Source organism: Thalassospira sp. CH_XMU1448-2, assembly GCF_037027285.1.
Classification (GTDB): domain Bacteria; phylum Pseudomonadota; class Alphaproteobacteria; order Rhodospirillales; family Thalassospiraceae; genus Thalassospira; species Thalassospira profundimaris_C.
On sequence record NZ_JAYMEA010000005.1, the window covers coordinates 47,819 to 71,451 of the forward strand.

Consider the following 23,633-nt stretch of genomic DNA (forward strand, 5'->3'; position numbering starts at 1 on the left):
ATCAGTCGGTCAGCCCGACAGCCCGTTTCCAGCCATCCCATTCCCAGATCAGTTCGGCCACCCGGTCATAACCGGCCTTGTCGGGGTGATACCCATCACCACGGCGCAATGCACGCTGCCATGTATCGTCCTTAAGCGTGGTGGCAAACAGATCAAGGTAAGGCACGTCAAAGCCATGCGCGGTTTCCAGATAAATCTGGTTTAACCCTTCCAGACGTTCATTGATTTCCTGACTGGATTTGCTGCCATCAATCACCGCCTGTGGCCCGATCCAGAGTGTCGGGGCAAGTCTGGATGCTTCCCCGATGATCTCGGCTGCATTTGCAGCCGACGTTGCAGGCGACACACGCATGGTGGTTTCTTCACCACGATCTTCGGCGTGGTTGGCATCATTGACGCCAAAGCTGAACATCAGGATGTTCGGAAATTCGGTGACCATGCGTAACTGAGCTTCAAGTTTCCAGCGGGCCTTAAGTCCCTCGGTGGTTTCTGCGCGGATGCCAAGATTGTATATCGTGGTTTCACGTTTGGCCTCTTCAAGCAACCTGCGCCCAAGGCGCATCGGCCAACCGCCCTTTTCCCCATCGCGGACACCATTGACCAGACTGTCTCCAAAACAGCAAATGCGATGCCCGATTGCGCCTGTGCTCATTCCGTCTCCTGTGCGCCAGCCGATAGCAGGCCGACAATATAAGTCTTCAGTTCGTTCTGATCGGGTTCAAACCCGTGATCAAGCCAATATTCTTCGGCCTGTTTCAACAATTCGCCAATTTTCGGCCCTGCCGGAGCCAACCCGGCCGCCAGAATGTCGCGACCTTGTATCGGCAATTTGACCGGTTGCCAATTTCTCGCCGCATCAATCAGGCTTTGCCATTGTTCATTTTCCTGCCGCGAACATCGTGGCGGGACAGCGGCCCGCGTGCTCCAGGCCAACAAAACAGCATCACGAAAGGCATCCGGTCCGATCCGATATAAATCGCGGCGAATATTGTCTGCCGACATTTCGGGATCAATCAGCGGCGCTTGTGCCACCATCGCGGCGAACCGGTCCGTCTGCTCGTTGGAAAGACGCAACGCACGCGCAAGCCGTTCTGCCGCGGCAAGGTTGTCATCCGTCCCGTCATCGCCGGTCTGGAACAATGCAGCCAGACGGCGCAAGGGATCAGGCGTGATCGCAGGATCGGCAAGGGCTGTACTATCAAGCCATTGCATGATGCGCAGGCAGTCCGTCCGCGCCAGTTGCGGCAAGATCACCGGCAGGATACCAAAGCCGATCATATCCCCGACGGTTCCCGCCGGGCTTCTGGACCGTAATAACTTGAACATCTCGTCGCGGATACGCTCGGCCGAAATATCGATCAGCCCATGCGCCCCCTTGCGACAGGCCTCTGCCCCGACAGGATCAACCGGCGGGCGGCCAAACCATGCCTGAAACCGGAAGAACCGCAGGATACGCAGGTAATCCTCGGCAATTCGGTTTTCCGCCACACCGATAAACCGCACCCGCCCTTCGCGAAGATCGGTTTCCCCGTCAAACGGATCATAAACGGTGCCGTCAGGGTCGCAGTAAATTGCATTAAAGGTAAAATCGCGGCGCTTGGCATCGGCAAGCCAACTGTCGGTAAAAGCCACCTCGGCATGACGTCCATCGGTTTCGACATCAACACGCAGGGTTGTGATTTCATAGGTGCCCGCGTCTGTTAACGCCGTGATCGTCCCGTGTTTGAGCCCGGTCGGCAGGACTCGAATACCCGCCTTTTCCAGCGCAGTTTGCGTTTCTTCGGGTGCAAGGTCGCATGCGATATCAACATCAACCAGATCGCGTTTAAGCAAGGCATCCCGGACAATACCGCCAACATAGCGCGCCTTGCCGCCATGCTGTGCGATGGCGGCAAACACGCGGGCGGTATCGTCGGCAACCATGATCCCGTATGGCTGCAATCTTCCGGTTGGTTCGAGTGCTGTCATTGCACGCTTGGCCTTAAACGCTTATCCGTCTGAACATAAACTTCGATATGTCATGCCAAGTTATTTTTTTGGCTCGAAATAGCCCGGCTCGACCACACCGTCACGCAGTACCGGGGCATGATAGATGGAATCAGGCGGTGCGCCAGTCCCAAGTGCCGTGAAAATCAGGATAGCGGCCGTCAGTGCAACACCGGCCCCGAACAGCAGCAGCCAGGGACCTTTATTCCATGGCGGAATAACGTCGTGACCTTCCCGGATCGCCTTGACGCGTGCCCATTTCAACCACAGCCCGTAAAGGACAAAGGGCAGGATCAGAGGCAGGCCGATCTGGATGATTTGTCGCAACATAAAGCTGAGTTCCTGACACTTGGTTTAAGGTTGGAAGGTCTGTGTATTGGCGCGGATGACTTCACTGAAGTTTACCAGCATTCCGGCTGTTGCCCCCCATATGTAATATTCCCGGTACGGAATGGCAAAATACCGCCGACGCATTCCCTCGAATGTAACGGTCTGGAGCTTCTGGTTTCTCGGATCGATGATAAAGTTAAGGGGTACTTCAAAAACCTCGGCCACCTCATGGTCATCTGGCGACAGATCAAAGGGGGGTGTCACCAGACCAATCACCGGGGTCACCTGATATCCGGTCACGGTATAATAATCGTCAATTCGCCCGACCAGATCGACATGCCGTCGCGACAGACCAATTTCTTCTTCCGTCTCTCGCAAGGCGGTTTCTTCGAGCGTCGCGTCCTCTTCTTCCTGACGGCCACCGGGAAAACTGATTTGACCGGCATGGTCACTAAGATGATCCGTTCTTCGGGTTAAAATGACATGCAAACCGGCTTCACGTTTTACCAATGGCACCAGAACGGCCGCAGGCCGTGACACCAGTTCGCCCTCGGCAAAGGCACGCGCGCGCGATTTCGACCCCGGATAGTCAACAGCATGATCACCCCGACGTTGCAAAATGTCGGTCTGGGGTGCCCTGAGGGCGGCAATGATATCATCCGGACTCATCAAACAGCCTCCATCCGGCCAATCTCGAAGAAGTGTCCATGACTATACACGCCAATACGTAACATATTGCTTTCGGGCTCAATAATTTCGTCCGCCAGTTCAACCAGCTGATAAAATACCGCCCGGTTCAGGCGCGCCTCAAGACCGCGTTCGAGGCTGATATAGGGGGATGGTTCGTCAGTTTCCGGATCATGTTCAACCCGCAAGGGATGGGACATATCAAGTTCCACCCATTGATCAATATTGGTCCGGAAACGAACGATCTGTTCCTGTCCGCTGCCTTCATTTTGCATCTCGACGGCAATGAAGGCGACGTCTTCAACCTCGATGCGGGCCATCTCGGCAGGCGTCACCAGCCAATGGCCGCCTTCATCGTCACGTTGCAGGACGGAAGAAAAAAGTTTCACCAGCTCAATTCGGCCAATCGGGCCACCTTGATAGAACCAGGTTCCATCCCGACCTATAGACATAGGAATATCGCCGCAGATTTGCGGATGCCGCCCACTACCCGGCTTTTGCCCGCGCAGGCGCGACCACAATTTTTCGGCAAGATCGACGGTTTGTTGGTTGTCACTCATGCTGTACAGTTGATCCTGAGCCAGACGTTTTCCCGTAATATTTATGTGAATCCATCTGCGTTCTTCAACCTGCTGGCATCCATGCTGCAACAAAGGAAGCAAAGTTTCGCATCATGACAAACGCGCCACGTTTCCCCGAAGAAATGGGATTTTCCCAAGATAGCAGTCTGGAACGCGACGCCGCTCGTTTAGACGAATGTGTCGCGCGGCTGGCCGAAGCCCGCAAAATGGTTTCATCTGTTATATTTGGGCAGAATGAAGCCGTAGAGCAAACACTTATCGGTATTTTATCAGGCGGTCACGTCCTGATGGTTGGTGCGCCGGGGCTTGGCAAATCATTGCTTGCCCATACGCTCGGCAAGGTTCTGGGGCTTCTGGACAAACGTGTTCAGTTCACCCCAGATCTGATGCCGGCCGATATCCTCGGCTCCGAAGTCCTTGAAGAAGGTGCCGACGGCAAGCGGGCATTTCGCTTTATCAAGGGTCCGGTCTTCTGCCAATTGTTGCTGGCTGACGAGATCAACCGTGCCAGCCCGCGCACCCAGTCCGCCCTGCTTCAGGCGATGCAGGAACGCGAAGTATCCGTCGCCGGATACAGTCACAAGCTTCCCGAACCGTTCCATGTTGTCGCAACCCAGAACCCGCTGGAACAGGAAGGGACATATCCCCTTCCAGAGGCACAGCTTGACCGTTTCCTTCTTGAAGTGCGCCTTGGCTATCCCGACGCAGACGAAGAACGCAAAATCGTAACCGAAACCACCGGGCGGTATCCGACCCGTCCGCGTCAGGTTCTTCAGGCAGATGATCTGGTCGAGGCACAGGATTTTGTCCGCCGCCTGCCGATGCCTGACCGGGTGCTTGATACCATCATTGCACTCTGTCGCGAATGCCGCCCGGAAAGCACATCGCTTTCCGATATCCGCGACAATGTTGCATGGGGTCCGGGGACGCGTGCAGCACAGGCGCTTTCGCTGGCATGCCGGGCACGTGCGATGCTGTTTGGACGTTTCGCCCCGTCGCTTGAGGATATCGAAGAACTCGCTGTCCCCGTCCTGCGTCATCGTTTCGGTCTGACCTATGGCGCGCGCGCCGAAGGGTTCACTGCCAAAGGCCTGATCACGGATGCCCTTGCCCACTTGCAGGAGAAAGCATAATTGGCCGTTCCCGCCGTGCATGATCATGTTGCCGCCGCACGCGCCCTTGCGGCACGGCTGCCCCAGCTGATTGATGAGTCCCGCAGAACGGCCATCAGTTTGCGAAGCGGTCTGCATGGCAATCGCAAGGTCGGCCCGGGCAGTGATTTCTGGCAATTCCGGCCCTATGTTCCCGGCGACCCGACCAACCAGATAGACTGGCGTCGGTCCGCACGCAGCGATCATACCTTTATCCGCCAGACCGAATGGCAAGCCAGCCACAATTACTGGATCTGGCCGGTCCTTTCGCCGTCCATGTACTGGTCATCCGATAGTTCCATTCCGTCCAAGGCCGAGCGCACCCTGATCATTTCCATCGCGCTGGCCGATCTTTTGATCCGCAATGGCGAGACCGTTGGCACCTTTGACGGGGAACGCACCCGGATCACGTCGGCCGAACATCTTGAAAAGCTGGCCCATGCGATGCTGGCAACACCGCAAAGCATCGCCGAACAAGGAAGCGGCATACATGCCGGGCGCAAGCAATCGGTCCTGCTATTGGGTGATTTTCTGGAATTTTCAGATCAGGCTGAAAAAAGCACCAATGTCATCCGGCGACTTGGCCAGTATCAGAATGACGGGGCACTGGTGCAAATTCTTGATCCGGCTGAAATATCCCCGCCATTTCGCGGACGCGTTGATCTGTTTGATACCGACGATCAGATGATCTATCGCAGCGAAAAGTTCGAAGACATTGCGGATGGCTTCAAACAGCGGGCCCGCAAATGGCGCGCAGCAGTGCGCGATGCTGCACGTCATAATGACTGGCTTTATGATCGTCATGTCACGTCCGAAAGTGCCAGCCCGACCCTGCTTGCGCTGTATCAGCATCTCAGCGAGCGGCAAAATCAAAGCGGATCAAACGGTCGCGGACGACCAAACTTGCATCGCCATAACCAGCAGGAGATGTCATGAGCCTGTCGGCCATCACATTCCTTTATCCTGCGATGCTGGCTGGCCTGATGGTTTTGCCGATTGTCTGGCTTTTGATCCGCTCGGCCCCGCGTGCGCCAAAGAATGTGATCTTTCCGGCCGCACGGCTATTACGCGGTCTGAAAAGCCAGCGCCGCGATATTCAGCGCGCCCCGATCTGGCAGACCATTCTGCGCTGTCTTATCCTGACATTACTGATCATTGCCGCCGCGCGTCCGGTGATGAACCGCAACGACTTTGCCCGGAATGAGGGGGCGCTTCTGATCATTGCCGATAACGGTTGGGAAAGTGCTGCCAACTGGTCGCAATATCGCGTCGCCTTGCAACAGATTGCCAATCAGGCGCGCTTTGACCTTCGGACCATCTATGTCGCGCACACCGCTCCCGAGGCCGCAGGCGCATCGACATGGAAACTGCCCGAGCTTGTTGGGCCGGTTTCCCCGCATGATACTGAAAACCTGATTGATCGCCTGCATCCGCGCCCGTGGAATTCCGACTATGCGGCCCTTTCTGATCTGATTTCCGAAAATCCGGAAATGAACAATGCAATCGGAAGTATCCTGTGGCTGACCGACAATATGGATGGCCCAGGCAAATCCGCACTTGCCACAGACCTTCAGGATATTGCCCCGATCACCGTCATTTCACCAACCCGGACCGACAGGATTGCCATCACGTCACTGACACGTTCACGCACCGGCATGGTTGTATCCATCGCCCATGACCGCAACGAGAATCCGCGTACAATCAACCTGCTGGCCCGTGGCGAACGGGGTTCCGTCCTGTTACGCCATACTGCCGAACTTGCCGCCAATAGTGACCAGAGCGAAATCGCCATCTTTTTACCAAGTGACATTGCCAATGCCATTCAGGCTGTCGGCGTTGAAGGTATCGAAAGTGCGGCAACGATGTATCAGACCGGGGCGCGCTGGCAACAGCGGCGCGTTGGCGTGATTGTCAGTTCAGGTGACAGTCCCGGTGTTCTGTCAGATCAGTATTTCTTCCTTGATCGTGCTATTTCACCCTATGCCGATGTGACCTATGCGCCGCTTGGTCAGCTTCTGGACAGGAAAGTCGACATTCTGGTCGCAACCGGCCCGATTTCCGGACTTGGCAGCCAGTTCGAAGCACTGGAACGCTGGGTCAATGACGGCGGAATGCTGGTGCGATTTGCCGGTGACAGTTCGACCGACATCGGCAATGAATTTTTGCCGGTGACGTTGCGTTTGGGCAACCGCGATTTTGGTGGTTCCATGTCATGGGAGAAGCCAAAGCGCCTGCTTGATTTCCCCGATAACAGTCCGTTTTACGGCATTGCCATTCCAGGCGACATCACCGTTAACCGCCAGCTTCTTGCCGAACCGGACCCAGATATTCTGAGCAAGACCTGGGCGCGACTGACCGATGGCACCCCCCTGATCACCAGTGCCACGCGCAATTCCGGCCGTATTGTTCTGTTCCATGTAACACCTTGGGCGGACTGGTCGAACCTTCCGATGTCGGGTCTGTTTGTCGAGCTGTGGCAAAAAATCCTGCCTCTTGCCAGCCCAAGCAACAATAGTGACGCCGAACTCAGCACCAGCCTGCCGCCGCAAGCAATTCTGGACGGGTTTGGACAAACCCATCAACCAGATGCGGTGATCCTGCCGGTACGAGCGCCACTTCCATCCCCGAACCCGCGCCACCCGCCGGGTATTTACGGGGAAAACGGACAGGCGGTTGCACTTAACCTTGGCCCGTCCCTTGGCAATATTGCCAATACCGTCAACTGGCCATCCGGGGTGAGTGTCCGCCAGATTACCCGTCATGACCAGGTCGATCTGGCAGCCCTTTGTCTGTTGGGGGCACTGTTGTTGCTGCTGTGTGATGCGCTGATCCTGCTTGCCATTCATCATGTGACGTTACGACGTAACCGGCGCAGCAATGCCTTTACCTCGATCCTGATGGTGATCGGAATTGCGGGGATGACCAGCGCCATCCTTATGGGATCGTCTGGAAGCAGTCATGCAGCCTCGCTACAGGAAGCCGCCCTGCAACCACGTCTGGCCTATTTGAAAACCGGCGTGGCACCGGTCGACCGGCTTAGTCAGGCCGGCATGACCGGTTTGACGGAATATCTGCGCCGTCGCAGTGCTGCGGACCTTAATACAGTAGATGGGATCGATCCTGAAACCGACGAGCTAAGTTTCTATCCCCTGATCTATTGGCCGCTTGTTGACGGACAGGCTGCGTTTTCAGAGCGCGCACGCGAACGGTTGAACCGCTATCTGAATAATGGCGGCATGATCCTGATCGACAGTCGTGACCGCGAAGTTCAGCCAGCCCGCCTGCGCCGTTTGCTGGCCGGGCTTGAAGTTCCGCTTCTTGATCGGGCACCGGGCGATCATATTCTGTTTCGCAGCTTCTATTTGCTTGATCATGCCTATGGCCGGTTTTCGGCCCCGCTTTGGCTTGATGCTCGCCCCAATCAGCGACTGGACGGTGTTGCCTCGGTTTTGTTTGGTGGCAATGACTGGGCATCGGCCTGGATGATCCCCGAAGGCCGCGATGAAATCCGCTCAGAGGACATCGCCCCACGTCAGCGCGAAATGGCGGTGCGCTTTGGCATCAATCTTGTGATGTATGCCCTGACCGGAAGTTACAAGGGCGATCAGGTCCACCTTCCAGCCATTCTGGAAAGGCTGGGACGATGAATCAGGGCTGGCAAAACCTTCAGATTTCCCCGCTGCTTGATATCACGATCCTTCAGGGCTTGGCGGTACTGTGTCTTGTGGCAATCATTCTGTTTACCTTGTTTAGACTGCGCGGAACGGTCTGGCGCGGGGGTGTGATGGTGCTTGTCCTGCTTGCGCTTCTGGCACCGCAATTCACTGACCGCGAAAGTGAGAAGCTGAGCGACATTGTGCTGGTTCTGGTCGACAGATCGGCAAGTCAGCGCATTGCCAACCGGACAGAGCAGACAGACAAGGCCATCGCCGAACTCAGGGATCGTTTTGCAGATGATCCATCGGTCGAGTTGCGGTTCGAAAATGTCAGCGGTGAGTCAGACACACGCATGTTTGCCGTTCTTGATCGGATGCTGGGCGGCATTCCGCGTGAACGTCTGGGCGGGGTGATGATGATCACCGACGGCCAGGTCCATGACGTTCCGACCCGCCTTGATCTTGGTGCGCCTTTGCATGTTCTGATCAGCGGCGCGCGCGATGAACGCGATCGCCGCCTTGTCATTCGCCAAAGTGCTGATTACGGCATTGTTGGCAAAAAGGCCGAATTCATGATCGAGGCGATTGATCATGACCTGCCGCCCGGTACCGCCATCCCGGTCAGGATGCTGCTTGAAGACGGCACTGAAAATGAAATCTTGCTGCCTGCCAACGAGCAGAGCCGGGTCAGCATTCCCGTACCCCATGCCGGATCGGTTCTGGCAGAATTGCGCATGGATGACGCGCCCGAGGAAACCGATAAAACCAATAATCGCCTGATCCTTGAAACCACCGGCGTTCGTGACCGGTTGCGGGTCTTGCTACTATCGGGGGAACCCCATCCGGGTGAACGGGCATGGCGCAATCTTTTGCGGGCTGATCCCGGTGTTGATCTGGTACATTTCACCATTTTGCGTCCGCCCGAAAAAGGCGATGACACACCGATCAATGAACTGGCCCTGATCCCGTTTCCGATCCGCGATCTTTTTGAAGTTCGCCTGCGTCAGTTCGATCTGATCATTTTTGACCGCTATCAGATGCGCGGGGTTTTGCCGCCGCACTATCTGGAAAAGGTTGTTGATTTTGTGCGCTGGGGCGGGGCTGCATTGGTGGTTGCCGGGCCGGAATATATCGGACCTGACGGGCTATCAAGCACCGCCCTTAACAGCCTGATGCCCGCCGAAGCAACCGGTCGCATCGTCGAACAACCATTTGTTCCGCGTGTGAATGCGGCTGGTCGACTGCATCCGGTGACCGCCGCAATTGCCGGATCACCAAACACACCACCGAAATGGGGGCGCTGGTATCGTCAGATCGAAACACGGGTTTCCGATCCCGATGCCATGACGCTTCTGACCGGGGCTGATGACATGCCGCTTCTGACCCTGCAACGGGTTGAGGAAGGCCGGGTCGCGATGCTCAGTTCCGACCAGATGTGGCTGTGGCAACGGGGTCATGACGGTGGTGGTCCGGTTGCCGAACTGTTGCGCCGCCTGTCACATTGGCTGATGAAGGAGCCTGCTCTTGACGAAAACACGGTTACGACGTCGCGCAGTGCCGACGGACAAAGCCTTATCCTGAACTGGCGCAAGATCGGAGCAGCACCGGATAGGGCAAGCGCCATCAATCCGGAAACCGGCGAGCAGATCAATGCCAGTTTCGAACAATTGCCCGACCAGTCGTGGCAGGCCGTCGTGCCGATTGCGGAACGCGGGCTGATCCGGGTCAGCGTTCTTGATCGCAATGAACGCCAGCAAACAGCCCTGCATGTCGATCGGGATGTTTTGACTGCAGAAACCCAGAACACCAACTCCACACCGGAACTTCTGGCCGGACTGGTGGCAGAAAATGGCGGTTATATAGGGCGGATCGAGGACGGTCTTCCGGATTTGCGCCATGTTCCCGATGATCGCATCTGGCATGGTGGCAATTGGGCAGGTTTCATTGAAACCGACAGCTACAAGACCGTGATTGGCGGTATCACCAACCTGCTGCCGATCCCGATCATTGCCCTGCTGATCGGGGCGATTTGCCTTCTTGGCTGGCGGGTGGAAAGCAAATAGCTTCTCTGTTGCGATGGACCAAAAACGCTAACAACCCTGTGCGAACACATATCAGGGGGCCAGACGCTGCCGCCCCCGACCTTCCTTGTATTCCTTGCAGGCAGCTTCGTGGAAATTGCAAAGCCCGCCACGGAATTTTTCGGCCAGAAAATCGATAAACACACGTACCTTGCTCGGCAGGTGGCGACGTTCCGGATATACCGCATAGATACCGCCATTATTGAGCGGATCATAATCCTTGAGAATGCGGACAAGCCTGCCTTCGCTGAGCGCCTCGGCAACGATGAATTCCGGCTCGCGCGCGATACCCAGCCCCCGGATGGCTGCAATTGATGTGAACTCACCGTTATTGCACGACATGACCGGATTGACCCGGACCGTGACCGGGCCGTCGGGACCTTCGAAATCCCAGATATTCGGGCTGGCAACGTTGGTATAGGCAAGCGTCTTGTGATCGGCCAGTTCCTGGGGTGTTTTCGGCTCGCCATGCTGTTCGAGATAAGCCGGTGCAGCAACGACGTGACCGGTAAAATCGGCCAGCTTGCGCGCAATCATGCTTGAATCCTTGAGACGGGTAATGCGGATCGCCATGTCGAACCCTTCGGCGACCAGATCAACCATATGATCGGCCAGATGAATATCGACATGCAGCCCCGGATACATTGCCATGAATTCCGTGACCAGTTGCGGCAAATACATTTGCCCGAACGTCAGGGGTGCCGAAATCCGAAGGGTACCACGCGGCGTCCCGCGCAAATCCGTCAGGGCATGTTCGGCTGTTTCGATCTCTTCGACGACACGTGCACAATGCTGATAAAAGGTCGACCCGGCATCGGTCAGACTAAGACGACGTGTCGTGCGGTTCAGGAGCCGGATGCCAAGACTGTCTTCAAGCTTGGTGACATGCTTGCTGACAGCGGATTTCGACATGCCGAGTTTGCGTGCAGCACCGGAAAAACTGGCTTCCTCAACCACGCGGGCAAAAACGGTCATACCGTCCAGATTACCGATCAACATCGTCGTTCTCCTGATCGCTTCGCAACACGACTGTTGCGCATTGGGAAACAAATAAATCTCACATCACCGGATTGTCTTCAACGCGGAAATCGCGACAATGAAAGAAACAGCATAATTACCGACCTGCCATGATCATCGTTAGGCGTGACGCGCAGGTCCGTGACGGAGGAACAAGATGGGTCAACTGGTAAATGGCGTATGGCAGACCGAAGCGCTGCTGGCCAAGAACAAAAACGGCAAGTTCAACCGGCAGGACTCGGTCTTTCGGCAATGGCTTTCTGCTGACCCCGATGCCGAATTCCCGGCCGAATCAGGTCGTTACCATCTTTATGTTTCCTATGCCTGCCCCTGGGCGCATCGCACCCTGATCTTCCGCTCCCTCAAAGGCCTTGAAGACATGATTTCGGTATCGGTCGTACATTGGCACATGGGTGACGATGGATGGCAATTCTCGCCCGATGAGGGGCTTGTTGATGACTTGGGCGGTCATGCCTTGCTGCATCAGGTCTATAGCGCGGCCAAATCCGATTACACCGGTCGCGTCACGGTTCCGGTCCTGTGGGACAAGAAAACAAGCCGGATCGTCAGCAACGAATCTTCTGACATCATCAGAATGTTAAATACCGCCTTTGACAGAGTTGGCGCCAAAGCGGGCGACTACTATCCCGAACATTTGCGTAGTGAAATTGATGCCGTTAACGAGCGTGTTTATCATGATGTGAATAACGGCGTTTACAAATCCGGGTTTGCCACCAGCCAGGAGGCCTATGAAGAGGCCGTTACGACCCTTTTTGACGCGCTGGACTGGCTTGAACACCGTTTGAGCAAACAGGCCTACCTGATTGGCGACACACTGACAGAAGCCGACTGGCGCCTGTTCCCGACCCTGTTGCGCTTTGATGCGGTCTATCACGGTCATTTCAAATGTAACCGCAAGATGATCCACGAATATCCCAATCTGTGGAACTACACCAAGGCGCTTTATCAGCATCCCGGTGTCAAACAGACCGTGCATTTCGATCACATCAAGAAACACTATTACCAAAGCCACCCGTCAGTGAACCCGTCGGGCGTTGTGCCGGTCGGGCCGGGCCTTGATTTTGACGGTGCCCATGATCGGGATCGTTTTTTACGTTAAGGCACGCCGGTTTGTCAGCCCCGACGAAATGACGAAGCAGGTTCCTGGCTGAACACAAACAAAAACCCCGCAAGCGATGCTTGCGGGGTTTTCAATTTCCGAAACCGGAAAATCTTAGTTCAGGCGAACTTTGATTTCCGCGATCGCGCCGTTCACCAACTCGTCTGCCTTGGCACCCGCGACCTTGTCAGTGACAAGGGCAGTGGTTGCCTTTGCTGCGATTTCGGCGACATGCGCACGAACTTCAGCAACAGCCTGGCTTTCCAGGTTGGAGATACGTTCCAGAGCCTGCTGCTCGCGGCGTTTAAGTGCCGCTTTCAGCTCAGCCTGGGCGCTTTCAAGCATACGATCGGCTTCCACCTTCGCATGTGCGCGGATCTCGTCAGCTTCCTTCAGGGCTTCGCGTTGTTTGGCCTGATAATTGGCCAGAAGCTCTTGAGCTTCTTCGCGAAGACGCTGAGCTTCGTCCAGCTCGTCAGAGATCTTCTGCGCACGTTTATCAAGTGCGCTCGAGATGCCTTTAACGGCCTTGAAACCGCCAAAACCGGCGACCAGGACGAAAGAAAGCGTAGTCCAGGTGTATGGATCGGTAAGGAAAGTAACCTCTTGGGTTGCCATTATCTTACTCTCCTACAATCGCCGAAACGGCCTTGTCGGCAGTTTTGGCCTGAACCTTGACACCGATAAGTTTTTCGGTTGCTTCGCGGGCAATTTCCGATGCTGCTTCTGCAACACCGCTCAGTGCATCCGTTTTGGCATCCGCAATTGCCTTCTCGGCATCAGATGTCTTTTTAGACAGCTTCTTGACCAGCGCTTCGGTTTTCTTGGCCTGCTCTGCAGCAGCCTTTTCCGAAGCTTCGCGAATGTCAGCCTGCGCGGCATCACGAGCTTCTGCCAGAGCAGCCTCGTATTTCGCGATGGCGGCATCGGTTTCGTCTTTCAACGCCCGGGCCTTGCCAAGGTTGTCTTCGATGGTTTTCTGACGGCGTTCAAGCACTTCACCAACTTTCGGCAGCGCGATTTTCGACATCAAGAAATACAAGACGGCGAAAATAACGAACAGCCAGAAGATCTGTGCTGAGAACGTCGCAATATCAAACTGCGGCATAGCCTACTCCCGAATTCAACGACACCGGCGAGGGTCTTCCTCGCCGGGCCGTGTATTCGCTCAAAAGGCGCCGATTAGACGAACAGAACGATCAGCGCAACGACGAGTGCGAACAGTGCAATAGCTTCGGTAACAGCAAAGCCGATCCAGCCATACAGTTCAACGTCGCCTTTTGCAGCCGGGTTACGGCCAACAGTCGCAATCAGGCTCGACCAGATGTTACCAACACCAATACCGGCACCAATCATGCCAATAGCAGCCAGGCCAGCACCGATCATCTTAGCAGCATCGAGTTCCATAACTTCACCCTTTCGAATTTCTTAAAGGCAATCAGAAGAGATCACACCAAACCACACACATTAGTGCATGTGGATTGCATCATGGAGATAGATGCAGGTGAGAATTGTGAACACATAAGCCTGAAGCGCAGCAATGCCGAACTCCAGAACAGTAATCCCCGTCAGCAGAGCGAACGGAAGCACGCCGAGAATGCCAATCAGGCCGACGAACCCACCGATAACTTTCAGCATGATGTGGCCGACGGTCATGTTTGCAAACAGTCGGATAGCCAGGCTGAACGGACGAGAGAAATAGGAGATGATTTCAATCGGGACCAGAATGATCGCAGTCGCAATCGGCGCACCTTCAGGGAAGAACATCCGAAGGTAATGCGTACCATGACGCATAAAGCCGATGACCGTCACACCGATGAAGATCACCAGAGCCAGCGCGAAGTTAACCGCGATGTGGCTCGTAAATGTAAAGCTGTGCGGGATCATGCCAAGCAGGTTCCCGAACATAACGAACATGAACAACGTAAAAATGAACGGGAAGTACTTGCGACCCGCGCTTCCAACGTTATCTTTGAGCATATTGGCGACGAATTCGTACATCACCTCGGCAGCACCCTGCCAGCGACCCGGGACCAATGCACCGCGACGCATGGACAGCGTCATGAAGCACGTTACGAGAACGGCTGCGATTACCATCCAAAGGGCGGAGTTGGTGAAGGAAATATCAATGCCACCAAGCGAAAGCTCGGCCAAGGGCTTGATTTCAAACTGCTCTAGCGGTCCAGCCACCGTAATCCTCGCTCAATATTATAAGGCTTCGGGGTTATTCCCCGTCCCCCTGCTTGTGCTCCCTTATCGCGCGACCAAGACCGACAGCACTGTCATAGCCTTTGGCAACACGATAAGCGTTCAAGCCTCCGGCACCTGCCCCGAGAAAAACGAACAGGACAAGAAGCCAAGGCGTCGTATCAAGCACCCGATCCAGCGCCCAGCCAATCAACAAGCCAACAAGAACAGCAGCGATCATTTCCGCCGAAATTCTCATGCCTAGTGCCATCCCTTGGGACGGTTTGCCAGTCGCCCGGTTCGGGCCGCGCGTCTCTTCGCGTTTGCCTGCTACAGCTGCCAGCTTGCTTTCCAGCTCTTCTAATGAAGCGCGATCTTTATCATCGCTCATTGTCGTGAACCCCGCTTTGGCAACCTCGCAAACGTCGCAAGGAAATGCGCGGGCAACATACTTAGCACCCCATGGGCTGTCAAGCTGTAAAACCCCGCCTCGCAAGCGGGATCAAAACAGGCATAAGTCTTTTTATAACAATATCTTATATTGAATAATGTGAAGGAAAACACTTTTACACTTAGGCAATAGTCGCAGACGATTAAGCTGCCATTTTTAGAAGCAGGTCGGCTGCAACCGGCAGTTTCCCTTGGTTATCATGGATTTGGCAGCAAAGAGAGCAACATATTACAATGTGATCTAATTTCACATGCACCTGCGATTTTCAGTGATTCTGGTCGATATTTTACGGTGTTGGCGTAGTTTTTCCCGACCAGTTGCACCACAGGTTGGTCGATTCACCCCGGGTCGCTCAAAACACAATTCACAAACGAGAATCTCGACGATCACAGCGTCAAAGTTTGCGGATGCTCAATCGACGTTCGCTTTCGGATTTTTGCCAGCCATCGGGACGGCTTGCCAGCATCCAGTCAAACTTGTGGAACAACGCCCAGACAGCTCCAAGCGTGTTGATGGCAATCGAATTCATATCGATGGGCTGTTTGACCAGAATCTCGTCACGCAGAATCCGGACCAGATCGGCCACCGTGTTCTTGCCATCAAACACCGATAACAATCGCGCCAGATCAGGACCGCCTGTCAGGTCAACGGCATTGCCACTGCCATCTTCGATCAGGACCGGCTTGCCTGCCAGGGCAACCAGATCATCAAAGAATGTGTCATCCGGTTTGACAAAGAAATATGGTGCAAGTTCCCCATCCGGCAGCATTTCTGCCACCTGCGCACGGTCTTCACGGGTCAGATAAAACGCATGGAGCGGCATGGCCCCGCTGTAACGTTCGCAAAATGCCTGCTGATCGCGGAGTGGCTTGGCCGAAAGTTCCCGCAACAAGACCGGATCTCGTACCAGATTACCAACCGCGTAATGCGCCTTGCCCGTCCCACCGAACCCGAAAAATCCGGTAAAGGCTGCAACATGCAAACCCGCTGATGCGGCAAAGTCATAGACCCCGTGAACGTCATAGGCACATTCGACAGGATGAAGCAGCAAATCAACAATTTCAGGATCGTTTTCAAGCAATCCTTTGATGAACCCCGGACCACCGCCCATCTTGAGCAGCATATTGTCGTCGGGCAGATTGCCCAGCAACGTGCGCGTCATGGCAAGTTGTTCGGACAAACTTTTGTTGACGAGAAGCGGTTCGATCATCTTGCGCCATTCGGTCACCGCAAGACGACCATGTTCGCCATACACCATAACGCCCATCGCCCCGTCAGGCTTCAAAACCGAAGTCAGATCACGAAGCCCTTCTGGCGGGTTTTCAAGATGGTGCAAAACGCCGGCGCAATTGATGTAGTCGAACGGTTCGGGCTTTGATCGCGCAAATTCGGCAATCGTCGCCTTAACATAGGTAACATTCGCAAGACCGCGCGCCTCGGCACGTGCACGTGCCACCCTGGTGCTGGCTTCGGACGGTTCAAGATATGTCACCGAGCCACCGACATCGCGGAGCTGTTCGGCAAGCCAGACCATGGCATCACCCGTACCGCCTCCGGCAACGAGGGCACGGAATGATCCGTCGATCCCCCCGGCTCCCCCAAAACAGTAGTGATTAACCCGGGACAGATTGTCGAGCGGCGGCATCAACAAACGGTCTTTTTCGTCCTGCGGGTCTCGCAGGGGATAAGGAAACTGTTCGTAAAGCTCACGCACTTTCTGGGACATCAATTCTTCACCGTCATTGAATTTCAATCTCGGTTTAACATTGAGCACCCTATCAGTTTATTAACTTCGGATAATCTAATCGCACCTGAAAACGCGACGGCGACCCTAGCTTGTAAAATCGAGCTCGGTCTGTTCTTTTTTGGAATAGACTTCGGCCTGATGAAGGTCGACCGATACCAGCGACGACACGCCACGTTCTGCCATTGTCACACCAAACAGACGGTTCATGCGGGCCATGGTCATACGGTGGTGGGTGATGACAAGGAAACGGGTATTGGCATGGCGCCCGATCGCTTCAAGCAGCTTGCAGAAGCGGTCAACGTTGGCGTCATCAAGCGGTGCATCGACCTCGTCAAGCACGCAGATCGGGGCTGGGTTGGTCAGGAACACTGCAAACAGCAGTGCGACCGCCGTCAAAGCCTGCTCCCCACCGGAAAGCAGGGAAAGATGCTGAAGCTTCTTGCCCGGCGGGGACGCCATGATTTCAAGTCCGGCTTCAAGCGGATCATCTGCATCGGTCAGCATAAGATGCGCGCCACCGCCACCAAACAGGCGCACAAACAGTTGCTGGAAATGTTTGTCGACCTCGTCAAACGCGGTTTTAAGGCGCGCACGAGCTTCGCGGTTGAGCTGATTGATGCCATTGCGCAGCTTGTCGATGGCAGCAATCAAATCATCGCGTTCAGACACCATCGTGTCTTTCTGTTCCTGCAATTCCGCCAGTTCGACTTCGGCACGCAAGTTAACCGCGCCAAGATTTTCGCGTTCGCGTGACTGGCGTTGCAGGCGCGCTTCGATATCGGTTTCGGACGGCAATTCCTTGGTCAGGTCAATCTGACCAAGTTCGACCAGTTGATCGGGCGTGGCATTGACGCGTTCGCGGATACGCTCGATCAAATCGCGGCGATGCTGTTCGGCCTGTTCGAGCAATGCTTCACACCGCACACGGCCTTCGCGGGCTTCGGCCAGCTTCTGTTCAGCTTCCTTAAGGTTCTGATCCGCTTCACGCTGGGCGTTTTCGGCCTTTTGCAGCTCATCTGCCGCGTCCTTGCGGGTCTGGTCAGACAGCTCGATCCGGTCAGACAGGATCGCCCTGCGTTCTTCGATTTCGTCGGGCTTAAGCTCAAGCTCCTCGATCTCCATGCGGGCTTCTTCCTGACGGTCGCGCAATTCGGCAACACGTTCACCCGCACCCGATGCACGTTCGTTCCAGGTGGCAATTTCGTTTTCAACAAACTCAAGCCGCTTGCGACGGCCTGACATCGCACTTTGCATGCGTTCAAGCAGACTTCTTGCTTCCATCTGATCTGCGCGCGCATCGGAAAGATTGGCACGCTGTTCGATCAGTTCGGCCTTGATTTCCATAAGGCCTTCGCTGCTTTCCTCAGGCAGGGCAGAGAGCTCTTCCTGTTCGGCGATGACTTCATCAAGGTCCTGTTTGGCGCGTTTTTCGGCCTCTTCGGCGTTTTGCAGACGGCTTTCGATGGCACTGGCATCGCGCTTGATATTGGCGATTTCCTCGCGGGCCCGCGACAGGGTGCCTTCTGCCTCACGCACAGCACGATGGGCTTCCTGTTCGGCAGTGCGCGCAGCTTCGATTTCTTCATCAAGCCGTTCGACATTTCCGCTGGCAATTTCGGACTGCTCAAGGGCAGCTTCGACAACGCCGTCGGCTTCTTCAAGTTCACCGCGCAGCTCATCAAGCCGGTTACGCTGACGCAAACGCACAGCCGCCGGAAGTTCGGCACCGGCCAGAATGCGATAGCCATCCCAACGCCAAAGCGCACCTTCGCGTGACACCAGTCGCTGACCGACTTTCAAATTCTTCGACAGGAAATTACCGGTCGCCTCGTCATCGACAATACCGATCTGCCACAGGCGACGGTTCAGAAGTGCCGGTGCCTCGACAAATTTGGCAAGGGCACTTACCCCGTCAGGCAAGGCCGGATCGTCGGTCGCCGGATCAATGGCCGACCAATGCATCGCGGCATCAGGTGCATCAGGCGCATCAAGGTCTTCGCCAAGGGCCGCTGCCATTGCCAGTTCAAGACCGCTTTGCACGGTGATGTCTTCGATCACGCCGGGATATTTATCGTCATCCCCGCCCTTAAGCAGACTTTCAAGCGCCTCGATCTCGGCCACCAGGCGCGCCTTGCGGCTTTCGGCATCACGCAGGGCATCGCGGGCGTCGCTTTCGGCGGTTTTCAGGCCGTCCTCGCGGTCGCGCATTTCTGCCAGACGCATCTCGGCTTCTTCGACCGCCATTTTGCGTTGCTCGCAAAGCTCTTCGCATTCTTCAAGATGCATGTTTGCTTCTTCAAGGGCCTCGGTAAAGTCGGCCTCGATGCGAATATCATCAAGCTTTGCAACCGCCTCGTCGTGACGTTCGGTCAACCGGTTGCGGCGGGTATTAAGCTCGCTTAAGCGCTGCTGGACGGATTTAAGACGGGCTTCTTCCTCGGCGACCTTGTTGGTCAGGGCATCGACCGCACCTTCAAGCTCTTCAACCCGGATGGCCTTTTCGGCGACCCTTTCCTTGGCTTCATCAAGCTCGTCATCCTCGCCACCCTGGGCTTCGCTGAGTTCTTCACGTTCACGTTTCAGCTTTTCAAGCGCACCCTGTGCATCGCTTGCCAGTTCAGCTTCACGCGCAAGGTCGGCATCAATCTGCTGGATGCGGGCGCGAAGCTGGCTCATCTGGGTTTCGATCTGGGCCTTGTCTTTATCAAGGCCTTCGCGTTCGATCAAAAGACGTTGTAGCGCTGCTGCGGCGTCGGCTTCTTTTTTGCGCAAATCCGGAAGGCTTGCCGCAATATGAGCCTGAACCGTTGTCGCCTCGGTCACCGAGGATGTCAGATCACGGACCGCACTTTCACCCGCCACCAGCAATTCACGCGCATCATTCTGACGTTTCTGCGCCTCGGTCCAGCGGATATGGAACAGTAATGCCTCGGTCTCGCGGATGCTGTCGGAAAGCTTGCGATACCGTTCGGCCTGACGGGCCTGTTTTTGTAAACTCGCAAGCTGCGCATCAAGCTGCACAAGAACGTCTTCAAGACGTTCCATATTCTGTTCTGCGTTTTTCAGGCGCAGCTCGGCCTCATGACGACGCGAATGCAGACCGGTAATGCCCGCGGCCTCTTCAAGAATCAGACGACGCTGGATCGGTTTGGCCCCGATCAGTGCACCAATCTTGCCCTGTGAGACCATGGCATTGGATCGTGCACCGGTCGCCGCATCGGCAAACAGCAACTGGACATCGCGCGCACGGACATCCTTGCCATTGACCTTGTAATTCGATCCGCCACCGCGCTCGATACGACGGGTAACTTCAAGAAGCTCGAAATCGTTGAACATGGCCGGGGCCTTGCGTTCGCTGTTATCGAGCGTCACAGAAACTTCGGCCACATTTCGGGCAGGACGGGACGATGTCCCGCCAAAGATAACGTCGGACATGTCAGAACCGCGCATCTGTTTGGCGGACGTTTCGCCCATCACCCAGCGCAGTGCTTCAACAAGATTGGATTTGCCACAGCCATTCGGGCCGACAACACCTGTCAGCCCGTCTTCAACCAGTAAGTCTGTTGAATCGACGAAGGATTTGAACCCCGTCAGCTTTAGCGATTTAAACTGGACCAATCATGTCCCCCGGTCCGACCTCTGCCCCTGATGCCGGACACCGTGACCACGGTATCCGGCAGATTTGTTTTATTTAGTCGATAAGGTCTTCGACTTTTTCGATGAAGAATTCAGCGTCACGCGAACCGGCAATGGTTTCACCATCAAGGACGAAACTCGGCGTCGAGGAAACATTGTATTCCTGTTCGCCTTTCATGCGCGAAGCAACGATTGCATCAATCATGTCCTGATCAGCCAGACACGCATCAACGGCATCCCCATTCATGCCACCGAAACGGACAACCTGCTTGATCCCGTCTATCGGGTCTTGTGAACGGGCCCAGGTCAGCTGCGATTTGAACAGCATGCTCAGCACACCGAAATAACGGTCATCGCCCGCACATTGCGCAACAGCTGCTGCACGCAGGGCAACCGCATCAAGCGGATAATCACGGAAAACCAGTTTAAGTTTTCCGGTATCAATCAGCTTTTCCTTGAGTTCGGGCAGAACTTCATTGTGAAAGGTCGCACAATGAGGGCAGGTCAAAGATGCATATTCAATCATCGTGACCGGTGCATTCTCATCACCCAGCACATGTTCTTTCCATTCTGTTGCATGTGCCTGTTGCGTACCAGCGACACCGATCGCAATCAGAAACGCACCTGCAAGAAACTTAACCGCCTTTAGCAAGGAAACCTCCGTTAAAACAAAGTTTTGTGATTACAAGCCTGTTGCAGCGCAGGAGTCAACACGCCCCCCAAAACTGCTATTGCACCAACGAGTCGCCAAGCTGCCGGGAAAATGCGGCAAGACCGTGTTCGTTCATTTCAGGAAACTGATTCGATAATCGCCCCCCAAAACAGGTGGCAATCAACGTCCGTCAGCAACACCAAAACACCGTGATTTGACGGACTTGCCCATATCCCCGGGGGACTATTTTTTGCCAGTGCCCGGCTTTGCAGCACCGTTGGCACCGGCGATGTGACGCCCCAGTCGGGTCAGGACTTCGCGCAGATGCGGGTCTTCGATCTTGTCGATATTGATCTGGCTGGCTTGGGTGATGTCGCCTTCGGGCACAATAGTCGGACGGTGAACGGTGCGTTCAGGACGGGAAATATCGCCCTGCATCATCTTGATCCGGTCAACCGCCCGATACCCGAAATAGGTATTCACCCGATCAATGATCTGGGGCATCCGGTGTTGCAGCTCGATTGCGACAGGTCCGGTTACGCGGATGACAAGCGTCCCGCCCCCGGCATTTTCGCCGCGTGGCGGGGAATATTTCACCGGCATCGTGAATTGTTCAAGATCACGTCCGACGATTTCCGCCCAATGCAGGATGATTTCCGTCTGGAAAAAGCCGCGCTTGCGCACCAGTGGACGCGTCAGGTTGCCAACCAAGGGGGCAACATTGCGCAAGCCCATCCGGCGTTCAGAACTGCCCATCGGGGTAATTTTCTGGCGCTTTTTGACCGCGTTTTTGGCGTCAACCGACGAGGATGTCTGATCCATCGCAGCAGCAGTTTTCGTACCAGTCATATCTTTTTGCTTGCTCACGCCCGGTTCTTTCGTAGGGTCGGTCTGACTTTACCCGTAAATCGTAATCACAACATAACACGGGAACGCCGTGCATTTCACCACTGACGATATCGCCCGCCTCGGTCAGACCATGCTTGAATGGTATGACCGACATCACCGCACATTACCGTGGCGCTCGGAACCGGGCGAAACGCCTAATCCCTATCACGTCTGGCTCAGCGAAATCATGCTGCAACAAACCACGGTACAAACCGTCGGTCCGTATTTCGCGGCCTTTCTGAAACGCTGGCCGACTGTGACCGATCTTGCCAGTGCCGAACTTGATGACGTGCTTCATGCCTGGCAAGGCCTAGGATATTACGCGCGAGCGCGCAATCTGCACAAATGCGCCAAAGTGGTCGCTAGCGACTATGCTGGCATTTTCCCCGATACCGAGGAAGGATTGCTGAAACTGCCCGGCATTGGTCCCTATACCGCCTGCGCGGTCGCAGCCATTGCCTTTAACCGGCATGCAAGTCCGGTGGATGGCAATATCGAACGGGTGATTTCACGCCTGTTTGCACTTGAAACGCCACTTCCTGACGTCAAACCGGAAATCAAGGAAAAGTCGGCAGCCCTGACACCGGCCAATCGGCCCGGTGACTATGCCCAGGCCCTGATGGATCTGGGCGCCACAGTGTGCACACCGCGCAATCCGGCTTGCGGCATCTGTCCCTGGCAGGCTGATTGCGAAGGCCGCAAATCGGGCATCGCACCAGATCTTCCGAAGAAGCGGAAGAAGGAAGCCAAGCCGACCCGTGTCGGATATGCCTTCTGGATCCGGCGCGAGGATGATGGACGTATTCTGATACGTCGACGCCCCGAAACGGGACTGCTGGGCGGCCTTTATGAAGTACCGGGGAGTGACTGGCGCGCAATCGAAACCCCCGATGACGTCATGTTGTCCGAAGCACCGATCTCGGCAAAATGGTCCGAACTTGACGGAACGGTCGGGCATACCTTTACCCACTTCCATCTCAATGTCAGTGTTCTTGCGACCACCGTTCCCGCCGATCAGGCAGACCGGATGAATGGCAGTTGGACCACCATTGACGGACTTGCCGATTTTGCCTTGCCGACAATCATGAAGAAAATTGTCCGCCACGCCCTGAAATACCGCTAAACCAGCGTTGACGTATTGCCCGCACGTGAAAAGGCCCGTGATTGCTCACGGGCCCTTTTTGTTTTTAACCTTGCTACGGTGCGATCAGGCGTAAATATCGATTACCTGTCCACGTCCCCCGGTCGGGGCCGGCGCTGCCTGCTGCGAGGTTTCTGTTTCTGCTGTTTGCTCAACCCGCTGTGTCGGCGGCGAATTCAGGTCATTGTTGCCCGCTTCAGCAATCGGGGCGGTCGCCTGCTGAATCTGAACCGGGTTGGGTGCGTATCCTGCACCGCCTACTGCGCCTGCTTGCATGGCCTACTCCATCTATCCTTGCGGATAATATTTGGTCTGCAAGTCA

22 protein-coding genes are annotated in these 23,633 nt (G+C 55.4%); 6 read left to right on the forward strand and 16 right to left on the reverse strand.

Annotated elements, in window-relative coordinates:
- Position 1: 1 nt before the first annotated feature.
- Genes WA318_RS16805 through WA318_RS16825 form a run of 5 tightly spaced genes read right to left on the reverse strand, consistent with a single transcriptional unit; the run spans position 2 to position 3,665 of the window.
- Entirely contained in the window at positions 2 to 652 is a 651-nt protein-coding gene (locus WA318_RS16805; RefSeq protein WP_336082984.1) for a GDSL-type esterase/lipase family protein, read from the reverse strand.
- Entirely contained in the window at positions 649 to 1,968 is a 1,320-nt protein-coding gene (locus WA318_RS16810) for a CCA tRNA nucleotidyltransferase (RefSeq protein ID WP_336082986.1), read from the reverse strand. Before WA318_RS16810 ends, WA318_RS16805 begins: the two co-directional genes overlap by 4 nt.
- Before the next feature lie 60 nt (positions 1,969 to 2,028).
- Entirely contained in the window at positions 2,029 to 2,316 is a 288-nt protein-coding gene (locus WA318_RS16815; RefSeq protein ID WP_114097137.1) for a hypothetical protein, read from the reverse strand.
- A gap of 24 nt (positions 2,317 to 2,340) precedes the next feature.
- Positions 2,341 to 2,985 carry a CoA pyrophosphatase gene (locus WA318_RS16820; protein WP_114097136.1) on the reverse strand — a complete coding sequence of 215 codons (645 nt, stop codon included), beginning with the start codon at positions 2,983 to 2,985 and terminating at the stop codon, positions 2,341 to 2,343.
- A complete protein-coding gene (locus tag WA318_RS16825) occupies positions 2,985 to 3,665 on the reverse strand; it encodes a DUF1285 domain-containing protein (protein ID WP_336082990.1) in 681 nt (226 codons plus the stop codon). Before WA318_RS16825 ends, WA318_RS16820 begins: the two co-directional genes overlap by 1 nt.
- 11 nt (positions 3,666 to 3,676) lie before the next feature.
- Here WA318_RS16825 and WA318_RS16830 point away from each other — a divergent pair, with 11 nt between their 5' ends.
- The 4 genes from WA318_RS16830 to WA318_RS16845 are packed head-to-tail and all read left to right on the forward strand — an operon-like array spanning position 3,677 to position 10,454.
- Entirely contained in the window at positions 3,677 to 4,717 is a 1,041-nt protein-coding gene (locus WA318_RS16830) for an AAA family ATPase (RefSeq protein ID WP_114097134.1), read from the forward strand.
- Positions 4,718 to 5,671 carry a DUF58 domain-containing protein gene (locus WA318_RS16835; RefSeq protein ID WP_114097133.1) on the forward strand — a complete coding sequence of 318 codons (954 nt, stop codon included), beginning with the start codon at positions 4,718 to 4,720 and terminating at the stop codon, positions 5,669 to 5,671. It abuts the gene before it with no gap.
- The gene (locus tag WA318_RS16840; RefSeq protein WP_336082993.1) at positions 5,668 to 8,382 is read left to right on the forward strand and encodes a DUF4159 domain-containing protein; all 2,715 of its coding nucleotides are present in this window, start codon (positions 5,668 to 5,670) and stop codon (positions 8,380 to 8,382) included. Before WA318_RS16835 ends, WA318_RS16840 begins: the two co-directional genes overlap by 4 nt.
- A complete protein-coding gene (locus WA318_RS16845; protein WP_336082995.1) occupies positions 8,379 to 10,454 on the forward strand; it encodes a hypothetical protein in 2,076 nt (691 codons plus the stop codon). Before WA318_RS16840 ends, WA318_RS16845 begins: the two co-directional genes overlap by 4 nt.
- A 51-nt stretch (positions 10,455 to 10,505) precedes the next feature.
- On the opposite strand, the gene WA318_RS16850 is transcribed toward WA318_RS16845, so the two are convergent.
- Positions 10,506 to 11,471: a LysR family transcriptional regulator gene (locus tag WA318_RS16850; RefSeq protein WP_114097130.1), complete on the reverse strand. Its 966-nt coding sequence runs from the start codon at positions 11,469 to 11,471 to the stop codon at positions 10,506 to 10,508.
- A 175-nt stretch (positions 11,472 to 11,646) separates the two neighbouring features.
- On the opposite strand from WA318_RS16850, the gene WA318_RS16855 reads away from it, so the two are divergent.
- A complete protein-coding gene (locus WA318_RS16855; protein ID WP_336082998.1) occupies positions 11,647 to 12,609 on the forward strand; it encodes a glutathione S-transferase family protein in 963 nt (320 codons plus the stop codon).
- Positions 12,610 to 12,723: 114 nt separating this feature from the next.
- Here the strand turns inward: WA318_RS16855 and WA318_RS16860 are convergent, their stop codons facing one another.
- The 9 genes from WA318_RS16860 to WA318_RS16900 form a co-directional block, all read right to left on the reverse strand.
- Complete coding sequence (locus WA318_RS16860) at positions 12,724 to 13,227, reverse strand: F0F1 ATP synthase subunit B family protein (protein ID WP_114097128.1); 504 nt, start codon at positions 13,225 to 13,227, stop codon at positions 12,724 to 12,726.
- A gap of 4 nt (positions 13,228 to 13,231) precedes the next feature.
- Entirely contained in the window at positions 13,232 to 13,717 is a 486-nt protein-coding gene (locus tag WA318_RS16865; RefSeq protein WP_114097127.1) for a F0F1 ATP synthase subunit B family protein, read from the reverse strand.
- A 74-nt stretch (positions 13,718 to 13,791) separates the two neighbouring features.
- Positions 13,792 to 14,016: an ATP synthase subunit C family protein gene (locus WA318_RS16870; protein ID WP_033068123.1), complete on the reverse strand. Its 225-nt coding sequence runs from the start codon at positions 14,014 to 14,016 to the stop codon at positions 13,792 to 13,794.
- A gap of 60 nt (positions 14,017 to 14,076) precedes the next feature.
- Positions 14,077 to 14,799: a F0F1 ATP synthase subunit A gene (locus tag WA318_RS16875; RefSeq protein ID WP_114097126.1), complete on the reverse strand. Its 723-nt coding sequence runs from the start codon at positions 14,797 to 14,799 to the stop codon at positions 14,077 to 14,079.
- Positions 14,800 to 14,833: 34 nt separating this feature from the next.
- The gene (locus WA318_RS16880) at positions 14,834 to 15,187 is read right to left on the reverse strand and encodes an AtpZ/AtpI family protein (protein ID WP_258548622.1); all 354 of its coding nucleotides are present in this window, start codon (positions 15,185 to 15,187) and stop codon (positions 14,834 to 14,836) included.
- Positions 15,188 to 15,641: 454 nt separating this feature from the next.
- A complete protein-coding gene (locus WA318_RS16885; RefSeq protein WP_147251939.1) occupies positions 15,642 to 16,973 on the reverse strand; it encodes a class I SAM-dependent methyltransferase in 1,332 nt (443 codons plus the stop codon).
- A 105-nt stretch (positions 16,974 to 17,078) separates the two neighbouring features.
- Complete coding sequence (gene smc, locus WA318_RS16890) at positions 17,079 to 20,612, reverse strand: chromosome segregation protein SMC (protein ID WP_336083007.1); 3,534 nt, start codon at positions 20,610 to 20,612, stop codon at positions 17,079 to 17,081.
- 73 nt (positions 20,613 to 20,685) lie between these two features.
- Positions 20,686 to 21,282: a thioredoxin domain-containing protein gene (locus WA318_RS16895; protein WP_114097123.1), complete on the reverse strand. Its 597-nt coding sequence runs from the start codon at positions 21,280 to 21,282 to the stop codon at positions 20,686 to 20,688.
- 243 nt (positions 21,283 to 21,525) lie between these two features.
- Positions 21,526 to 22,149: a DUF721 domain-containing protein gene (locus WA318_RS16900; RefSeq protein WP_336083010.1), complete on the reverse strand. Its 624-nt coding sequence runs from the start codon at positions 22,147 to 22,149 to the stop codon at positions 21,526 to 21,528.
- A gap of 70 nt (positions 22,150 to 22,219) precedes the next feature.
- On the opposite strand from WA318_RS16900, the gene mutY reads away from it, so the two are divergent.
- Positions 22,220 to 23,293 carry an A/G-specific adenine glycosylase gene (gene mutY / locus WA318_RS16905; RefSeq protein ID WP_114097121.1) on the forward strand — a complete coding sequence of 358 codons (1,074 nt, stop codon included), beginning with the start codon at positions 22,220 to 22,222 and terminating at the stop codon, positions 23,291 to 23,293.
- An 84-nt stretch (positions 23,294 to 23,377) separates the two neighbouring features.
- On the opposite strand, the gene WA318_RS16910 is transcribed toward mutY, so the two are convergent.
- Positions 23,378 to 23,587, reverse strand: coding sequence for a hypothetical protein (locus WA318_RS16910; RefSeq protein WP_114097120.1), 210 nt, complete (start codon positions 23,585 to 23,587; stop codon positions 23,378 to 23,380).
- Positions 23,588 to 23,633 lie beyond the last annotated feature (46 nt).